Annotated in this window: 14 protein-coding genes, 1 tRNA gene and 1 pseudogene; 7 read left to right on the plus strand and 9 right to left on the minus strand. The window is 39.4% G+C overall.

What is annotated here, in order from left to right:
- Positions 1–216 precede the first annotated feature (216 nt).
- Both ACHLI0_RS09710 and ACHLI0_RS09715 read left to right on the plus strand, forming a co-directional pair.
- On the plus strand, positions 217–3,312 hold the full coding sequence (locus ACHLI0_RS09710; protein ID WP_303442654.1) for a SusC/RagA family TonB-linked outer membrane protein: 3,096 nt from the start codon (positions 217–219) through the stop codon (positions 3,310–3,312).
- A gap of 19 nt (positions 3,313–3,331) precedes the next feature.
- Complete coding sequence (locus tag ACHLI0_RS09715) at positions 3,332–4,741, plus strand: RagB/SusD family nutrient uptake outer membrane protein (RefSeq protein WP_490749008.1); 1,410 nt, start codon at positions 3,332–3,334, stop codon at positions 4,739–4,741.
- A 128-nt stretch (positions 4,742–4,869) separates the two neighbouring features.
- Here ACHLI0_RS09715 and ACHLI0_RS09720 read toward each other — a convergent pair whose 3' ends face one another.
- The 5 genes from ACHLI0_RS09720 to ACHLI0_RS09740 all read right to left on the minus strand — a co-directional run bounded on the left by ACHLI0_RS09720 (position 4,870) and on the right by ACHLI0_RS09740 (position 8,681).
- Entirely contained in the window at positions 4,870–5,529 is a 660-nt protein-coding gene (locus tag ACHLI0_RS09720; protein ID WP_010535335.1) for a MarC family protein, read from the minus strand.
- A gap of 61 nt (positions 5,530–5,590) precedes the next feature.
- Positions 5,591–6,283: a YjjG family noncanonical pyrimidine nucleotidase gene (locus ACHLI0_RS09725; RefSeq protein ID WP_234120486.1), complete on the minus strand. Its 693-nt coding sequence runs from the start codon at positions 6,281–6,283 to the stop codon at positions 5,591–5,593.
- Positions 6,284–6,385: 102 nt separating this feature from the next.
- Positions 6,386–7,240, minus strand: a complete 855-nt coding sequence (locus ACHLI0_RS09730) for a Cbp1 family collagen-binding glycoprotein adhesin (protein WP_008763834.1) — start codon at positions 7,238–7,240, stop codon at positions 6,386–6,388.
- A 34-nt stretch (positions 7,241–7,274) separates the two neighbouring features.
- Positions 7,275–7,949, minus strand: a complete 675-nt coding sequence (gene rsmI / locus ACHLI0_RS09735) for a 16S rRNA (cytidine(1402)-2'-O)-methyltransferase (protein ID WP_490749011.1) — start codon at positions 7,947–7,949, stop codon at positions 7,275–7,277.
- A 6-nt stretch (positions 7,950–7,955) separates the two neighbouring features.
- Complete coding sequence (locus ACHLI0_RS09740; RefSeq protein ID WP_490749013.1) at positions 7,956–8,681, minus strand: DUF8457 domain-containing protein; 726 nt, start codon at positions 8,679–8,681, stop codon at positions 7,956–7,958.
- 141 nt (positions 8,682–8,822) lie between these two features.
- Here ACHLI0_RS09740 and ACHLI0_RS09745 point away from each other — a divergent pair, with 141 nt between their 5' ends.
- From ACHLI0_RS09745 to ACHLI0_RS09755, 3 genes are all read left to right on the plus strand, one after another.
- Positions 8,823–9,422, plus strand: coding sequence for a thymidine kinase (locus ACHLI0_RS09745; protein ID WP_008763837.1), 600 nt, complete (start codon positions 8,823–8,825; stop codon positions 9,420–9,422).
- A gap of 18 nt (positions 9,423–9,440) precedes the next feature.
- Positions 9,441–10,574 (plus strand): AI-2E family transporter, encoded by a 1,134-nt coding sequence (locus tag ACHLI0_RS09750; protein WP_008764031.1) that lies wholly within the window; start codon positions 9,441–9,443, stop codon positions 10,572–10,574.
- A gap of 94 nt (positions 10,575–10,668) precedes the next feature.
- A tRNA-Lys gene (locus ACHLI0_RS09755) sits at positions 10,669–10,741 on the plus strand.
- 97 nt (positions 10,742–10,838) lie between these two features.
- Here ACHLI0_RS09755 and ACHLI0_RS09760 read toward each other — a convergent pair.
- The 4 genes and pseudogenes from ACHLI0_RS09760 to ACHLI0_RS09775 all read right to left on the minus strand — a co-directional run.
- A pseudogene (locus ACHLI0_RS09760) lies at positions 10,839–10,955 on the minus strand (helix-turn-helix domain-containing protein); the annotation flags it as partial.
- Positions 10,942–12,075: a site-specific DNA-methyltransferase gene (locus ACHLI0_RS09765; protein ID WP_101604254.1), complete on the minus strand. Its 1,134-nt coding sequence runs from the start codon at positions 12,073–12,075 to the stop codon at positions 10,942–10,944. The pseudogene ACHLI0_RS09760 and the gene ACHLI0_RS09765, both read right to left, overlap by 14 nt.
- Positions 12,072–13,439: a DNA double-strand break repair nuclease NurA gene (locus ACHLI0_RS09770; protein WP_005778575.1), complete on the minus strand. Its 1,368-nt coding sequence runs from the start codon at positions 13,437–13,439 to the stop codon at positions 12,072–12,074. Before ACHLI0_RS09770 ends, ACHLI0_RS09765 begins: the two co-directional genes overlap by 4 nt.
- The gene (locus ACHLI0_RS09775; RefSeq protein WP_065739781.1) at positions 13,436–15,565 is read right to left on the minus strand and encodes a helicase HerA domain-containing protein; all 2,130 of its coding nucleotides are present in this window, start codon (positions 15,563–15,565) and stop codon (positions 13,436–13,438) included. Before ACHLI0_RS09775 ends, ACHLI0_RS09770 begins: the two co-directional genes overlap by 4 nt.
- A 581-nt stretch (positions 15,566–16,146) precedes the next feature.
- On the opposite strand from ACHLI0_RS09775, the gene ACHLI0_RS09780 reads away from it, so the two are divergent.
- Together ACHLI0_RS09780 and ACHLI0_RS09785 are read left to right on the plus strand one after the other, a co-directional pair.
- Positions 16,147–16,950, plus strand: coding sequence for a DUF6597 domain-containing transcriptional factor (locus tag ACHLI0_RS09780; RefSeq protein ID WP_490749017.1), 804 nt, complete (start codon positions 16,147–16,149; stop codon positions 16,948–16,950).
- An 81-nt stretch (positions 16,951–17,031) separates the two neighbouring features.
- Positions 17,032–17,400 carry a DUF6463 family protein gene (locus ACHLI0_RS09785; protein ID WP_113748165.1) on the plus strand — a complete coding sequence of 123 codons (369 nt, stop codon included), beginning with the start codon at positions 17,032–17,034 and terminating at the stop codon, positions 17,398–17,400.
- Positions 17,401–17,479: the final 79 nt, after the last annotated feature.

The raw sequence follows: 17,479 nt of genomic DNA on the forward strand, positions 1-17,479 counted from the left end.
TGCATTCGCAAAGTGACATCCTATGCTTGATAAATCACAATATTTATAGCAAATAAAGATGTTTATCAGCATATTTTTGATGTTATAAATAACAATATGTTATATATGCAACCTTTTTTTATCAAATTAATTGTTAGTTTCATATTTATTAATAATTTTGCAACTTGTTAGAGTATAGAGACAATTAATGTAAAGTTGAACTTTAAGAGAGAATTTATGAAAAGAAAATTAATGCTGTTATTGGCATGCCTTTTTGTGGGCATAAGCCTAGTAACTGCTCAGACTCAGAAAGTCACAGGCGTTGTGATTTCTGAAGAAGATGGGCAACCAGTTGTTGGAGCCTCTGTGTTGGTAAAAGGTACTACTCAAGGTACAATCACAGACATCGATGGTAATTTTAATTTGGCGAACGTACCAAGTTCTGCAAAGACTTTGCAGATTTCGTATATTGGTATGCAAACACAAGAAGTGGCAATCAAGCCAATGGTGAAAGTTACACTGAAATCCGATGCACAAAATCTTGATGAGGTTATTGTTGTGGCTTATGGTACTGCGAAGAAGTCTTCATTCACAGGATCAGCTGCTGTCATTAAGGCAGATAAAATCGTTTCCGGTTCCAAAGAATCTTTTGACAAGGCATTGTCCGGTAAAATGGCAGGTGTGCGCACAGCCTCAGCAACTGGTGACCCAGGGTCTATGGCCGAAATCAACATTCGCGGTGTCGGTTCTATCAGTGCTTCTAAAAGCCCGTTGTATGTTATTGACGGTGTTGTAACGAAGGCTGATGACGACATGAACTACTACGGTAAGACTCAAAGCGTATTGAGTACACTGAATCCTGAAGACATCGAGAGCATGACTGTTCTGAAAGATGCCGCTGCTGCTTCATTGTACGGTTCACGTGCCGCAAACGGTGTTATCATCATTACCACAAAGAAAGGTAAAGAAGGAAAAACGAATGTCAGCTATTCAGGTGAAGTAGGCTGGAACAAGATGGCTGTAAATGCTTTCAATATGATGGGATCAGCCGACTTGATTGACTACACCCGTGAATCATTAGCCAACTGTCTGGTTACTTACGGAATAACAGATAGCAAACAAGCAGCATTGAACAACATCGATAACGGAGGTGATATGTTCATTCCTCTGCTCGACTCACCGGCTACTGTTGCTGACTTTATACACGACCCATCCGGTAAAGTAAATACGAACTGGAAGAAAGAAATCTATCGTACTGCTTTCACTCAAGATCACCAGGTATCTATCAACGGCGGTTCGTCAAAGACTCAGTTCTATGCCGGAGTTGGCTACAATAAGAGCGAGGGTATCGTTCTTGGTAGTGACTTCGAACGTATCTCCGGTCGTCTGAACGTTAATCACAAAGTAAATAACTGGCTGAACGTAGCTCTCAAGCAAATGATAGCTGCTACATCGCAAGATGGTTTCCGCGACCAGGGAGACCAGGCCCAGGGAATGGGTACTTCTTCTCCGATAGGTATTTTATTCGCAATGGACCCGACTGCTCCGGTAAAGAATGAAGATGGTTCATATAATAAAAATGCAGCATGGGGTAAAGTTACCAACCCGCATCTGATGCTAGGTGGTAAAGACAGCGATACAGCTCTGGAGTGGATTCAGACCAAAATGTTCCGTAGCATGACCAATGCAGATGTAACAATCAAATTCTGTGATAAGTTATCACTTAACTCTATCTTTGGTTATGACTATGTAGACAACAAGCACTTTGAATATTGGGATCGCAACAGCGTTAACGGTGGTTCCGTCAGCGGAATGGGTTCTCGTTATACCTTCGAAAGCCGCGTAGCTACCAGCTCTTCTACATTAAACTACACGGATACTTTTAAAGATATGCACAATCTGAACTTGATGGCCGGTTTCGAAGTTGAAAACAGAGACCTGCTGCAGATTGTAACTGTTGCCAAACGTTATTCAAGCCACTATCCCGAATTGGCCAACGGACAACCGGACCAGGCTGCAAGTTCAACCTTGGGAGCCGGCATGATGTCATACTTTGCAAGTGGCAATTATAACTATGATAACAAGTATTATCTTTCTGCCAGTTTCCGTCGTGATGGTTCGTCACGTTTGAGTGAAGACAATCGTTGGGCTAGTTTCTGGTCTGTATCCGGTGCATGGAGAATGAGTAAAGAAGGATTTATGCAAGATATGCCGTTATTTACCGACTTCAAGATCAAAGCATCTTATGGTACAAACGGTAACTTGCCCTCAGATTATTATGGTTACATGGACCTGTATACAGGTTCCGGCTACGGAAGTGCTCCCGCTATTTACTGGTCAAGAATGGCAAACGACAAATTAAGCTGGGAAAAATCCAAGAACTTCAATATGGGAATTGAATGGAATATGTACGACCGCGTAAATCTGTCTCTGGAATATTACAATAAGAAGACTACGGATTTGCTGTTCGAAGTACCGACTTCATTAATCACCGGCTTTGACTCCCGTTGGGAAAACCTGGGTGCATTGAAGAACGACGGTTTCGAATTGGAACTCAATTCTAAAAATATCAGCAACAAGAACTTTACGTGGACTTCAAACTTCAACCTGACTTACCAACGTGCATTGGTAGACAAACTTCCTGAAGGAAAAGATATCCAGTATGGAGACGGAGAAATGTATCTGCACCGTGAGGGAGAGTCAATGTATACATTCTATCTGCCCGAATGGAAAGGTGTAAATCCTGAAACAGGTTTAGGAGAATTCTGGTTAGATCCTGATGATCACTCAAAGGGAGTGGTAAATGACTACTCCGAAGCAGGTAAGGGAATTGTAGGAAAAGCATTGCCTGATGTTATCGGTGGATTCAGCAACACTTTCACATACAAAGACTTTGACCTGTCATTCCTGATCACTTATCAGTTTGGTGGTGACATGTTCGATTATCCGGGATATTTCTCTCATCATGATGGCGTAAGAATCGGTTCCATGAACCTGTCAGAAGATGTAGCCGGAAACTACTGGAAAAATCCGGGTGATAAAGTAGACAACCCGATGCCTATCTACGCTAACCCTTATCGTTGGGACAGATTCTCAAGCCGCACAATCAAATCGACTGACAATATTCGTCTGAGAGAAATGACAGTAGGATATACTCTGCCGGTATTGAAGAAGCACATTTCCAACTTCCGCATCTACTTCAGAGCAAACAATCTGGCTATGTTGTGGTCGAAGACTAAAAACATTGACCCGGATGTAGCGATCAATGGTTATCGTCAGGCAGATACACCGGCATTGAGAAGCTGTGTATTCGGCATTAATATCAAATTATAATCTATAAACAGACTGAATAATGAAAAAAATATATTTACCCATTCTATTACTGACGTTGGCAGTATCCTCATGCGATACTTTCGACAAAGTGCCTTCCAGTGAATGGCCTTCAGAAGGTGCTATTAAGACTCTTGAAGATTTACAGTTTGCAGTTAATGGTGTTTATGAGTCTCAGACTTCTTCTATAGACGCGGGAACTAATCCACGTGGCAGCTACGCAGGTGATTTCTTCTTGTACGCCGACCAAAGAGGCAGCGACTTCAAAGCCATCGGTAGCAATAAGCAAACAGTTGATGTATATGCCTACCAGGCTACTAAGAATAGTTCTGATTCATACTATTTCTACAAACGCTTTTATCTTTCTCTGGCAAGAATAAACAAAGTTTTGGAGGGAGTTAAGAAATCCGGTCTGGAAGGAGCTGAAGTTGATGTTCAGGTAGGCGAATTGTATGCTTTGCGGGCACTTTTCCACTTTGACTTGGCCCGCTTGTTCGCTAAACTTCCTTGTAATGCACAGGCCAGCGATCCAGGTATCGTATTGTCTACAGAAGTTTTCGAATCCGGATATACAGCAGAAAGAGCTACTATTGCGAAAACTTACGAAACCATCCTGGATGACTTGAAGACTGCATTGGATAATCTCCCAGAAACCAGCAAGGTAGTAACTGCCGGTCATATCGACTATTGGGGAGCCCGTGCACTGAGAGCCCGTGCATATCTCTACATGAATGAGAACAGTAAAGCACTTGAGGACGCCAAATATGTAATCGAAAAATCTCCATACAAGCTGTACACCAGAGACGAATACGAAACAGTATGGACCAAAGTTGGAAGTAGTGAAAGCATTTTCGAGTTCCTGATTACCTCACTCTACAATGCACAACGTAACTCTCTCGGATTCTACACACATGCCGAAGGTTATGCAGAAGCCGGTATCACCGATGCATTCAAAACTTTCCTTCAAGAACGTCCGGACGATGTTCGCAGCACTCTGATTGCTGAAGAAAGCGACGGTGGAGATAACGAAGGCTGGTATATCCAGAAGTATCCGGGACGCGACGGAGAAATATATGTAAACAATCCGAAAGTAATCCGCCTGTCCGAAGTATATCTGATCGCCGCAGAAGCTGCATTAAAAGCAGGTGGTGCTGATCCTGCCAGCTATATCAATGACTTGCGTAAGCAAAGAATAGCCGACTATGAAGACGTTGCCTCTGTTACTATCGATGATATTCTGACAGAACGCAGACTGGAACTTTATGGTGAAGGTCATAACGCCTGGGATACATGGAGAAACAAAAAAGCAGTAACGAATGCTCAGGTTCCGTCCGGTCCGATCAACTATGACGACTATCGTACTGTAATGCCTATTCCGGTTTCCGAGATCAATGTATCTAACGGTAAGCTGAAACAAAACGAAGGCTACTAATACACTGAAACCATTTTAATAACGAGCCCGTTTAACTGCTTAAAGTTAAACGGGCTCGCTTTTTATTTTCCATTTCCGAATTTACACATGAGTGTAATCTTATCCGTTCCTCCCCAAAATACAGACTTCTACTTGCAGATACCGCTCAGTCCTTCTCTCACAATATCCGCCAATATCGGCTTCGCTCCACTCACAAAGCATTCCACTGCAATCACCATCAGAATCAATCCCATCAAACGCATCATCACATTATTTCCGGTCTCTCCCAGTACTTTCACCAGTCGGGTAGAAGCACGGAGAATAAAGAACGTCAGCAGATAAATCAAAGCGATTGTTCCGATCAATATACCTTTCATGGCGTAAGTATGAGAGTCCTGCATCAAAACGATGGCATTAGCGATAGCCCCGGGACCACACAACATCGGAATTCCAAGAGGAGTAATGGAAATGTCATCGGCATAGGTTTTAATCTCTTCATCTTTAAGTTTCATCGGAGTATAGCGTGCCTGAAGCATATCAAAACCAATCTTAAAGATAATTACTCCACCGGCAATACGGAAACCATTGGTAGAGATACCGAAGAATTTGAAAAGGAACTGCCCGGCAAAGACAAACACCATCAACGTTATAAACGACACGATGGTGGCACGGCGCACAATAGCCTGTCGTTCCTTATCTGTCATTCCGTGTGTCATGGTCAGAAAGACCGGCATTGTCCCCAAAGGATTGGTCAGCGTAAAGAACGAAGTAAAACAAAGTAAGGCAAATGGCAGAAGCGTACTATCCATGATGTTATCGTATTTTATACATTTATTAAATGCAACAAAAATACGACTTAATCCATAAAACCTACAATAAATTCATTAATTCTTTCAGTGAATGGATATGATAGGTAGGCTGAAAAGGAAAAGCGGTTCGTTCCGTCACATTATAGAAAGCCTGATGCATCCCTACCCCATGCGCTCCGGTAATATCGGCTTCCCAACTGTCACCGATCATTAACGATTCGCGTAACTCGGACTGGGTGGCAGATAAAGCAAAATGAAAGATTTCGGGCCAAGGCTTCAAGACTCCGAGGTCCTCCGAAAGAATGATCTTCTTAAAATAACGATCTACTCCTGCCGAACGCATCTTGCGCGACTGCAGTTCGCGGAAACCATTGGAAAGGATATACAGATTATATTGCGGCGCAAGATACTCCAACACTTCTTTGGCATGGGGCATCAGGCCGCTTTTGGTAGGAATAATGGCAAAGAAATCTTCCGAGAAACGTTCTGCCAAAGCCTCATCCTCCACTCCTACTGCCTGTAAGGGATAAAAGAAACGCTGGCGGTTTAGTTCCTCCTTTGTCACCTTTCCCTCTCCATATTCAAGCCAGAGTTCAGTATTGCGTCGTTGATACAGTGTGTAATAATGATCGAATGAATCAAAATAGCGGTCAAATGAATATTTCTGATATACTTCTTCAAAGGTGTCGCGTGCATTTCGTGAGAAAGCCCAGATGGTGTCATCCAGGTCAAAAAAGAGATTTTTATATTTCATTGGCTCCGTGATATATATAATATGAGAAATAAAAAAGCCAATGTGCTAATTTCTTGAATTCAGGAATCAGCACATTGGCAATTCTAACCAGATATGTCTACCTTATTTTACCTGAATAACCAAGTATCTGGATACGCTCCAGAATTCGGCAGGATTAGTAATTTTCAAAGTCAGCTGACCTTTGTCATCTTTCACCAGTTCATAAGAACCTGTCGGATGAGTAGTCAACAACTCAGCACGTTTGGAGTACAACTTGATTTCTTTTGTTGTACGGATATCGATCTGAGTAAAATAATCCTTGTTGAAATCAGCGCTCTTCAGCACGTCACCGCTCTGAAGAATCTTCTGGGCTTTCAACTCTGATTTTGTTCCGAATACGAACCATGCGGCATTCAGACTCTTATCCTGTTCGGCAACGGTTTTAGCTTTCGCTTCGTTCTCGGCAGCCAAAGATTCTTTGGCAGCAGACAGGTCGCTGACAGCTGCATCCAGTTCCTGGATACGAATGTTCTTAGACGCCAGTTCAGTCTGAAGTTCTTCGATACGTTGTTGTTTAGCTTTCAATTCAGCAGTCAGAGCTTCTACAGCTTTCTTCATCTGAGTAGAGTTGTACTTGCTGTTTTTCAGCTGAGCTTCCAGTTTTGCAATCTGAGCTTTGTTTTCTTCCATTTGCTTGGAGATGAATTCAATGTCAGAAGCAATCTGTTGCTTGGCACTGGCTGAATTTTCGGTAATAGTACCACGCTGCAAGTCCACACGGCTTTCGGCAGCATTGATCTTACGGAATCCTTCCTGCACTTCATTGAAAGTTCCCATCATATCATCCAATTCAGCGTTACGCTGTGTCAATTCCATTAAAAGAGAGTCATTTTCAGCCTTAAGGTCTTTGCTTCCACCTTTAAAGTCACACGAAGCCAACATGGCTGCGCACATAAATAAAACTGCTAACTTTTTCATACGTTTACGTTTTACGTTTTTAAATGAAGTTATTTTAATCGTCTATTCCTGCTAATACTATCACAATCTCGCCCCGGGGCTCGGTAGCGGTAAAGTGTTCTATCAATTCCGCCAAACTTCCCCGAACGGTTTCTTCGTGGAGTTTGGAAATTTCGCGAGACACGGTTGCCTGACGTTCAGTGCCGAAATATTCGGCAAACTGTGTCAACGTTTTCAACAAGCGGTGAGGCGATTCATAAAACACCATAGTACGATGTTCTTCTGCCAATGCCTTCAGTCGTGTCTGTCGTCCTTTCTTCTGAGGGAGGAACCCTTCGAAGCAGAACTTTTCATTCGGCAGTCCCGATGCTACCAATGCCGGAACAAAAGCTGTCGCTCCCGGCAAACATTGCACTTCGATACCGTTGCGCACACATTCGCGGACTACCAAAAATCCCGGATCAGAAATCCCGGGTGTTCCGGCATCCGAAATCAATGCCACGGTTTCACCTGCCTTTATTCTATTAACAACACTTTCCACCGTTTTATGTTCATTAAATTTGTGGTAAGATTGCATTGCATTCTTTATTTCAAAGTGTTTCAGCAAAATACCGGAAGTACGTGTATCCTCTGCCAAAATCAGATCGACCTCTTTCAGCACCTTGATTGCCCGAAAGGTCATGTCCTCCAGATTTCCTACCGGCGTAGGTACTACATATAACTTTCCCATAAACTTTTATGCTGATTGATTAAAATACTTTTTTAGCAACTCCAGAAAGTCGGTCATCGCCTCATTCTCTTCGTTTACGCTGACTTTCGAGGCAAGAAATGCCACGGCAGTCTTATAAGAACTCATGACTGATATCTGCTCGATAACACGGTTCATCAGTTCGGGGTCTCCGCCGAATATCTCACGTGAGAAACGGAAAGAATCATTCAGGCTGATGGAATGACGTAATCCGGCAGCCATCTTTATGCTTTCGCCCAATACGGCAGTTTTCGGCTCCTCTATCAGAAGCGATTCGTCGTCTTCCGACTCATCTTCCGCTTCTTTCTCTTCCATTTCGTCTTCGACAACAGGTTCCTCAATAACTGTTTCTTCCACAACAGTCTGCGGTTCCTGTACTATCACAGGTTCATCTTCTCCCGGTGCTGTCGCTTTATTCTCTTCCACGACCGGTTCTTCTATCGCCGGACATTCAACTTCCTCTATTACAGGGGCTTGTTCTTCAACAATGGGAATGGGGGCTTCTGTTTCCGCTTCCGCTACAGGAGAAGGCGAAGCTTCCACCGGCACAGCACTTATCTCTTCCGACAACTGTTCCAAACGCTCCTGCATACGTAGGATGCTCCGCTTCAACAGTTCAGACAAAGTCTGAGTCGGCTCTTTAGAAAACGTATTCATGAGTAGCTTCAGCTCATGAACATCCAGCTCAATATCTATTAATAGCTTCTGTTTCATTTCCATCCATTGTTATTATGGTGCGAATGTAGGAATAATTTATGCAATAACTTAAAATAATGGATAATTTAACAGTTCTTGTACATCGAATTGTTTACCTTTGTCCACTCATTTATTTAATCAAGAAAGCACAAAAATCACATGGTATTATTTTCAGAAGACCACATACAAGAGACCAGAAGAAGAGGTAGAATAGAGGTAATCTGCGGTTCAATGTTCTCCGGAAAGACGGAGGAGCTGATTCGTAGAATGAAGAGAGCCAAGTTTGCACGCCAGCGTGTAGAGATATTCAAACCGGCCATCGACACCCGTTATTCGGAAGAAGACGTGGTATCACACGACAGTCATTCCATCGCGTCCACCCCTATCGATTCATCGGCAAGCATCCTGTTGTTCACTTCTGAAATAGATGTAGTCGGCATCGACGAAGCACAGTTCTTTGATGACGGACTGATTGACGTATGCAGACAGCTTGCCAATAACGGCATCCGTGTCATCATCGCCGGACTGGATATGGACTTCAAAGGGAATCCCTTCGGACCGATGCCTCAATTATGTGCCATTGCCGACGAGGTCTCCAAGGTTCATGCTATCTGCGTGAAGTGCGGTGATCTGGCATCTTTCTCTCATCGTACCGTCAAGAATGACAAGCAGGTACTTCTAGGAGAAACAGCCGAATACGAGCCGCTTTGCAGGGAGTGCTACCTCCGTGCACGGGGAGAGGATGGACAGAAGATATAAACTCTATTTAAAACATATATGGAAAGAAAGAAGATAACATTCGACAGTTTTATACGTGGTTCCATCGGATGTGTACTGGTGGTAGGGATACTAATGCTTGTAGAACGGCTCAGCGGAGTGTTATTACCTTTCTTTATAGCCTGGCTGATCGCCTACATGGTTTATCCGTTAGTCAAGTTTTTCCAGTATAAGCTACGGTTAAAGAGCCGTATTGTTTCTATCTTCTGCGCCCTGTTTCTGATTACTCTTGTCGGAGTATCCTTATTCTATTTGTTGGTGCCTCCCATGGTTTCGGAAATAGGCAGGATGAATGACTTACTGGTAACCTACCTCACCAATGGAGCCGGGAATAATGTGCCCAAGAATCTTTCCGAATTCATTCATGAGAATATTGATCTTCAGGCGCTCAACCGTATATTAAGCGAAGAGAATATTCTTGCAGCCATCAAAGATACAGTGCCCAGAGTGTGGGCCCTGCTTGCGGAGTCGCTCAATATCCTGTTCAGCATTCTCGCCTCCTTTATCATATTATTATATGTAATCTTTATATTGCTGGATTATGAAGTCATAGCCGAAGGATGGCTGCATCTGCTGCCCAACAAGTATCGTACCTTCGCATCCAACCTCGTACATGATGTACAGGACGGCATGAACCGGTATTTCCGTGGTCAGGCACTGGTTGCCTTTTGTGTGGGGATTCTGTTCAGTATAGGCTTCCTTATTATCGATTTTCCGATGGCTATCGCTCTAGGACTTTTCATTGGAGCGCTTAATATGGTTCCTTATCTGCAAATCATCGGTTTCCTCCCTACGGTCCTATTGGCGATCCTCAAAGCTGCCGATACGGGAGAGAATTTCTGGATTATCATTGCATGCGCACTGGCAGTCTTCGCCATCGTCCAAATTATACAGGATACTTTCCTCGTCCCCAAAATCATGGGAAAGATTACGGGGCTGAATCCTGCCATCATCCTTTTATCCCTTTCTATATGGGGTTCATTAATGGGAATGCTGGGCATGATCATTGCCTTGCCCCTGACCACTTTGATGCTTTCCTACTATCAACGCTTTATTATCAACAAAGAAAGAATAAAATATGATGAAGTAGAAACTACTGATAATCAAGAAACAAGCGATAAAGAGGAAAAATAATTGGAACTTTTTTCTACGAAACACTTGCAAATTAAATAAAAGTAACTACCTTTGCACCCGCAATCAGGAAATAACTGATTCGCAAATAAGGATTGATTCAGTAGCTCAGCAGGTAGAGCACAACACTTTTAATGTTGGGGTCCTGGGTTCGAGCCCCAGCTGGATCACTGAAATTCAAAAAAGCAATTTAAGAAATCCCTGATAATTAAACATTATCAGGGATTTCTTTTTTTCTAGCAGATAGCAAGAAACATCTGTTTCAAGTATATTATTACTTTTTCTGAAACTTGAAGGACTACATCCCTTGTATTTCTTAAAGAATTTACTCAAATGGCTTTCATCAGTAAATCCTAGTTCTTCGGCAATCTCAATTATTTGTAAGTATAATATCAACTTCGCCAGGTTTCATTGATTTATCTCCAAATAGCTTAGTCTGAGTTCGTGTATCTTCTTTAAGAGGCTTTTTTCGTATTTTAACTCTATGATTAGGAAAATATTTTTTTAATATTTCTAAAGTTGTATCAAAAGTAAATTGCCGTGCGTCTGTTCTTACATATATTGTCGCATTATCTTTCATTATTCCAGCACATAAGCCAAACACATTATCAAGTAAATTATAATATTCTTGTTTATTAACAAATCTTCCTTTATGCTTATCTTTAAGGTATTGTGGATTTTCACTCCCTCCCAACATCCAAATTCTCAACCATTGATCTGCATGATAATCAGTAATAGAGCAATATGGAGGTGAAGTAAACAATAATGAGAATTTTTTATTAGAAGCTTTCACTTCATTTGCTACATCAACCAATTTTATTGTACTATCACCAAATATTACTTGGCTATTAGTAGATATATTAGGGACTCCTTTATCAAAACGCCACTCTATTTTTTTTGCAATAAATTCATACGGGTTTATTTCTGGAGGAACTTCTAGTTGTTGTTGTTTCCACCATTTTACAGAATAAGCCATTCCCATTGATTTAGTCATGCGCATCTGATTTGACAGACCTTCACCAAGTTTCCCATGAAGATAGACAAGAATTATAGACATCAGTGTCGCGTCAACATTATTCTCTTTCCAATCTAGATACTTACGTGCTGCTAATAGAAATTTTAAGACTTCATCGCAAAAACAAATCCGATAGAACTCTGGCATTTTTTTTATACTTTGAGAAAAATAGTTGCGCTTAGAATAAATATCATTTAAGCGAGCAAGAACTTCATGTTTAAAAGCAGGCTTAAGCTTTACCTTTCCATATAGCCAACCAACAGGATTTATTTCAATCCCCAGACTCACGCGCCCTAAAACTCCTCCAGCAAAAACACTTGAACATCTGCCAGCAAACGGATCTATTATACAGTCTCCTTTTCTAGAATACTTCTTTACAACATCAAAAGCAAAATCTAATGGAAACATTGCATAATATGGTCCAAAACGCGCCCATCTAGCTTCTGCCGTTTGATGTCCATTTAATATATGTGCATTATTACCACTCATTCTTCTGTCCTTTCTCTGATTTCGCGCGCAATATCTTCAAAAATCCGTTTTCCTAAATTCAATGGTATGGCAGCTTCCGCATGCGCAGAAATAAGAGGTGAAATAGAATTTGGATAACGATTAGAAACAAGCTGATCAAGCAAACTCATAACATCTCCCAAGCGAGTAAATTGATTAATATTTGCTGTTGTTGTATCTTTTTGAGCTTCATTAAACCAAGCTACTACAGGAACTAGTTTCTGCCCAGATTTTGCTTTATAAAATAGTTTTCTACCAAAATAAGTATCTTGTCCATAAGGTTTTGCGCTTTCTGAAAAAATGATATTACGTTTGATATAATGATCGGTAAGCAATAGCCCAGACTGCTTAGGGAACTCATCTATTACTCCATCTTTACTTGTATCAATATCAGTAAAATGATTAAAGAATGTCCCTGACTTTTCTAGTCCTACTATTAATAAATCATCTCCATTTATTCGCTTCTGAAGGTCATTTATTCTTTTCAACTCAACTTCAATTACTTTAGTTAACCATGAAGATGTGCTAAATACAGCGAGAGGACCATCCATTACAAATGCGACACGCCGAAGAGTGCTTAACCATCCTTTCTTCTCAAAAGATCGTAAAATATGTACTAACCACAATTTTTCAAGAGTGGACATTATTTGTCCAAATAATTCTCCATTACTACCTCCTGGATTCATCAATTCATGTAAACGAAGTGCATCAGTAGAAAACAAAGGCTCACCAGAATATGGGCAATTGTATTCACCATACCCGTAAGTCATATCTTCATCAACACCATCAATTGGACTATGAGGCAAATTTCTTTCAGGGAAACGTTCCCGCTTTATGCGAAAAAGATGTTCATAGGTATCGAGCAAACTTTCTCCTTCCGAAAATATAACATTACATTTTAATTCTTCAAACAAAGCTCTCCTTAAAGACGATTTTGCACATTTTTCAGAATCAAGAATTATGTTACATCCTGGAAATACACTTTCAATTGTCGAAGCTTTTTCTGTCTCTCGAAATTTTTTCGGATCAATAAAATCATCTTTTTGCAATTGCGTCACAAGTTTTAAATCTATTAAAACAGAAGCAATTGTTACATACCCAAATTCAGCACCAGGAAATCCATTCACAGCTTTTGCCGTATGACAGCTTCCATCAATGGCTAGAATCAAATCAGGCTGAACTTTACTTTTGGGCAGATCTTTTTCATGCACAAAAATTTCTCCCAAAGTATCCAAAGTTTCTTCCGACTTATGGATGCGCATACGATTTTGTAGAGCCTTGATTTTGGCGCTGTCAAGAACTCTTCTCAACGGCTCATAGCTAGCAAATTCTCCTTCAAAACTCATTTCTTTTCAACTTGAAATTTATCAATCTGAACAGGTATAACAAAAGGATTACTTAATGTTTTAACCCTTAAAAAGCCTTTATCCTGTGCACGACGAATAGAAGGCTCAAAATCTGCAAAATCATAATATTTACAGAGTTCCTTCGTCTCATCTGTATTATTCAAATGGGCAATAAACCAATTTGATGTATTACGCAATATATTTTTTTGAATACTACTAACTTCTTGTGTTGCATAAACCATACCAATTCTATATTTTGCACCCTCCTTAGCTGTTCTTACCCATATATCCGACAAATCTAGATTATTTCCTGCTGGCAATATATTATGAGCTTCTTCGATATAAATTAAAATTTCTGGTATATTAGTTGCTCCCTGCGTAAATAGCTTCTGGTTTTCAAAAAATATTCTAGACATAATTCGACTCGCAGAAGATTTGTTAAGTACAGGATCACCACTAGATTGATCAACAATAACAAGCTTTCCTTCTTTAAGATGATTATATATATCTTGTGCATAGTCATTAGCAGTATCCGGACTATGTTGCTCTTTAGCTTTTCCTATTTGCCTTGAGCCATTTGGATAATTAAACATTGTTAATATTTTGGCAAGAGAATCATCTGCCCAATTATCTCCAGTTGATGAGGTTTTTATATATTCAGCTTCAAATTGGCTATAATTACTCTTAGAATCATTGATGTAATCCGCTAGACCATCAAATATTTGAACCATTTTAGCCCAAGTACAATTATTGGAATCTTCCAACTTTTCTGCGACAGTTTTATATATGGCTGCATTTTTAGAAACATCCTTTTTCAAATTTTCTATTAGTTTCTTGCCAAATAGTTTATCTGTAATTGGCTTTATACTTTTAGGCATATCAAACCCTGCCTTATATAATAATGTTCTGTATGCTAAGACTCTCCTATTATATCTAGTCATAGCACTTTGATCATTTCTGTCAGGCTCTTCAAAACGAACTTGCACGAAATTTTTTATAAATTTTGCAGTATCTTCTGAAAGAATGGAATCAATAATATCTTTCCCTATTTGCAAATTCTCATCCAGATAAAAGTTTAGCAACATTAACATTCGTTCGCTATCATTGGGATGGCTAGTTATTCCGTATGTTACGACTTCATTTACTTTTTGGGCATTTGGGACTAATTTCCAAACATTTTTTAATGCATTAGGATTTCCATTTCCATCTTTATCTTGTGTATTTTCGTTCGCATACTCTCCGTTTGGATCAAAAATAATCTGACCTATCCTTAGAGCACAATCCTCTACTCTTTTGGGAGATCGCAACTCAAAAACAGATTTTGCTATAATTTTAGTCGTGTTTGATTTACCAGTCCTAGTCATACCAAATAATGCAGACTTTTGACTTAACAAATCTGCAGGATAAATATAAACAGGAACATCATCTACCTGCTGATACTTTCTGTTTGTAGAAGCATATCGTACAAAGCCTAATTTTACTTTTTCTGTATTGTGATATTTTTCTCTTTGATCTTGTTTATTTATTGGATCGCAATAATTAACAATTTCCTCTAATGCTACCGAATTAGGCTTATAGACTTTGAGCCCTCTATTAGGATAATAATTAGAAATATCACTACCGAATTTAAGAGCTAATGGTTCTTCCAAATTTGCAGCATTTTCTTCCAAGTAAAAAGTTCCTATAATTCTACATTGTACTCCAGCATAACCTAAAAGAACACGTGTTTTGGCATCCATTGCCCCATCGCTATCCCAATGTTTTTCTATTTCACCACTAACTCTTTGAGCTGTTTCAACTCTAATTCTTTCTGCTTCCTTATCTTGTGGCAATGAAGCACTATCCATTACTCTCAACAAAATAAAAGATGCATCTTCTGATTTAAAGTCTATATCTGAAGCATTAGATGGATCAACTCTTGTTGCAATGAGGAAACTTAAACTTGGAATACCTCCTACTTTCTTTCTCTCATTATCATGAATAATAACTTTCGCTGTTTCATAGTTTATTGAAAAAAGTTCTCCGACATATTCTTCTAGTTGAATTAACTTTTCAAACCACTGTTTTGTTTCCACTTTTTTATCATTATCTATTCTTTTAGATATACCTTGTTCTAATCCTGTCATAAGCCACTTTTTAATACTGTAACAACTTGTATGGTAGTACCCTAGTACTATTTTGCAAAGATACATTTTTTTTATAAGTCTCAAAACATCTCATCATATCTCAAAACATATTTATTTAAGCCAACACTTAGCATCACCATTATTTTGTAATACTACAAAAAGTAGCTATCTTTGCTTTCAGTATTCTCCATGAGCAAACGACGGCAAAAGCACGTAGAAAATTAGTGGGTTAAATCATGGGATATGCTTGAATCTAAAAATATAAAGTTTTAAATATCAGCACGGTAACTCTGAAAAGAGAATTCCAGGCGGATCACTAAAATAAAAGAGCAATTCAAAGTTTTTTTTGAGTTGCTCTTTTTCATAACGCAGGATGTGCAATATCTTAAACCAAGGATGATGGTAAAAAGAATAAAGAGGCATACTCAGTGTCTACCCGAAAGCAGCACAATAAGGAACTGAATTTTCTATTATAAAGAATCTAAAACAAATACAAATGTCGAAATCGTACAATAGGAATCCTATACGATTGCTTATATTTGTACTATCAGATCGTTTTTCAACAGATACCCTTTCTAAATATGTACAAAGAATACTTACCATGCCATATACTTGCTCCCTACGTTGATAGATATTGGGAATTCAAAGGCCAAACAGAACAAGGTATGCAAATAAAACTATCTACAGATGGATGTACGGACTTTATGTTTATATTAGAAAACACTGTTAATCATGGTATTATAATGCAGCCTTATCATTCTTATTTTATTGGTCCCATGAACGTCTGTTCGACATTAATAACATCATCAGGTACTATCAATACATTTGGAGTTCGCTTTCGTCCATGCGGACTATCCCCTTTTATGAAAATTTCTCTCAGCGAATTGACAAATATAAGGTTAAGTGTGAATGACTTAAACACTATTTTTAGCGATTCTTTTGCTGAAAGGTTATTCGAAGAACAGGGTATTCAGTGCAAGATTAATTTAATAGAACGCTATCTGAAAGAGCACCTATATAAAAGCAGCCATACAATGGATGCACAAATCGCATATGCTGTGAATCAAATTAATATGTATGAAGGCAAGATATCCATAAGCCATTTAATGGATGAAGTAAATCTTTGCCAACGACATTTTGAACGAAAATTCAAGTTACATACAGGTTTCACTCCTCAAAAATATAATAGTATAGTAAAATTCAAGAATGCGATTAAAATATTGAGGAACGAATCATTCGACAACCTTTTATCAGTAGCGATAAAAGCCGGATATTATGATGCTTCTCATTTATCAAGAGAAGTAAAAAAGTTATCAGGTAGTACTCCTAATTTCTTTTTATCATTGCCACCCGATAATGAGGCTACTATCATTTATACAAAATAAAAAAAGTCGAATTCATCCAATACTCGTGTCTTACTATCCTTTATATTTGCAGCATTAACTAAGTATATAAACAGTGAGAACATGAAACTTTGGAAATATAGTGGGACATTTTTAACAGCGACAGGAATCATTCATACGATTTATGCACTATTTATCGGAAAAGATGCTTTTTCGGAAATGCTCAGAAATGGATTAGTAAATTCTATTGGAGAGAATTATAGTCAAAGTTTCGCCTTTTGGTTCTTGATCTGTGGAGTAATACTTATCCTTTTGGGGCAAACGCTTCAATATTATATCAGAAAAGAACAAAAACCGGCACCCGTATTTTTAGGTTACTCTATTTTACTGCTTACCATAATCGGTTGTATTATTGAACCTGCCTCCGGTTTCTGGCTCTTTTTGCCGCAAGCAATTATTATTATTTATTCAAATAAAAAAAGAGGATTGTGATATCCTTCAATTTTGAAAAGAGGGCAGACTTGTGCCTGCCCTCATAACCATTAAACAAATCACATTCGAGTCTTAAAGA

This window comes from Bacteroides sp. RCH18 (genome assembly GCF_058231005.1).